This window comes from Micromonospora sp. NPDC049799 (genome assembly GCF_040656655.1).
Classification (GTDB): Bacteria; Actinomycetota; Actinomycetes; order Mycobacteriales; family Micromonosporaceae; genus Micromonospora.
On record NZ_JBFAMU010000902.1, the window covers coordinates 1 to 1,118 of the forward strand.

At 74.5% G+C, this 1,118-nt stretch carries 2 protein-coding genes and 2 pseudogenes; 3 read left to right on the forward strand and 1 reads right to left on the reverse strand.

Going from position 1 to position 1,118, the window contains the following annotated elements; genetic code table 11:
* Nucleotides 1-281 (reverse strand): annotated as a pseudogene (locus tag AB0I76_RS30490) (4-phosphopantetheinyl transferase); the annotation flags it as partial.
* Between the two features lie 15 nt (nucleotides 282-296).
* Here AB0I76_RS30490 and AB0I76_RS30495 point away from each other — a divergent pair.
* The 3 genes and pseudogenes from AB0I76_RS30495 to AB0I76_RS30505 form a co-directional block, all read left to right on the forward strand.
* Nucleotides 297-563, forward strand: a complete 267-nt coding sequence (locus tag AB0I76_RS30495) for an acyl carrier protein (RefSeq protein WP_357042770.1) — start codon at nucleotides 297-299, stop codon at nucleotides 561-563.
* Nucleotides 563-808: an acyl carrier protein gene (locus AB0I76_RS30500; protein WP_357042774.1), complete on the forward strand. Its 246-nt coding sequence runs from the start codon at nucleotides 563-565 to the stop codon at nucleotides 806-808. Before AB0I76_RS30495 ends, AB0I76_RS30500 begins: the two co-directional genes overlap by 1 nt.
* Nucleotides 801-1,118 (forward strand): annotated as a pseudogene (locus AB0I76_RS30505) (beta-ketoacyl-[acyl-carrier-protein] synthase family protein); the annotation flags it as partial. The gene AB0I76_RS30500 and the pseudogene AB0I76_RS30505, both read left to right, overlap by 8 nt.

The window sequence follows — 1,118 nt, forward strand, 5'->3', positions numbered from 1 at the left end:
CCGCCCGGTCGCGCGGCCGCCACCACGAACCCGTCCGTGCGGCTGACGCTGACCGGCAGGACGACCGGCCCGGTGGACGGGTCGCCGTCGGACGGTCCGCCGACCCGGACGACGGGGCTCCCACCGGGCCGGTGCTCCACCACCAACCGATCCGCCGGGGCGCCGAGCAGGGCGACACCCAACCGCCGCAGCAGCGGCCCGGACGGGGCCGGCCGACCGCCGGCGTACCGACCGACGCACACGTACACGGTGTCCCGACCGGGCACCGGTAGTTGGCTCACGGAAAGAGGTTAACCATGAGAGCCGAGGTCCGCGCCTTCGTCATCGAGCAGCTCGCCGACATGAACTACGACGTGGAGGACATCGACGACGACACCACCCTCGGTCCGTCCGGGGTGGACCTGGAATCCCTCGCACTGGCCGACCTCTCCGTCCGGGTCGAGGACCGGTACGGGCTCACCTTCGCCGAGGACGAGTCCGAGAAGCTGGCCCTGATGACGGTCGGCGAGTTCACCACCATGGTCGCCGACCGGGTCGCCGGGGCGACGAGCGACCGCTCCTGATGGCCGGTCAGCCCGACCTGGGGCGAGCTGACCTGGTGACCATGCTCGCCGAACTGAGCGCGCGACCCGCCGCCACGGTGCCCGACCGGATCGGCTCGATGGAGCTGGCCTGGCTGGTGCACCTGGTCGAGCAGCGTTACGACCGGCGGCTCGACCTCACCGACGACCAGCTCGCCGGTGTCCGGACCGTCGACGACGCCCTGGCGGTCTTCCGGACCTCCCTGACCGATCCCGCAGATGGCTGAGCGGGGGCGCGTCCAGCTCACTGGTGTCCACGCGACGAGTGCCCTCGGCCGGGGAGCCGGGGCGCAGCTGGCGGGCGTGCTCGCCGGGACGCCGGCCTTCGGGCCGGTGGGTCGCTTCGACACCGGGCCCCGCCGGGTCGACGCCGCGGCCACCCTGCCCGACGTCGGCGACCTGGCCGCCGAACTCGCCGAAGCCGTCGACGCCGCCTGCGCCGACGCCGGTCTGGACGCCGCCCGGCGCGCCGGCACGGCCCTGCTGCTGGCGGTGCACGGCGGCGTGGGAGTGCCGGAGCTGGCCACCGGCCTGGCG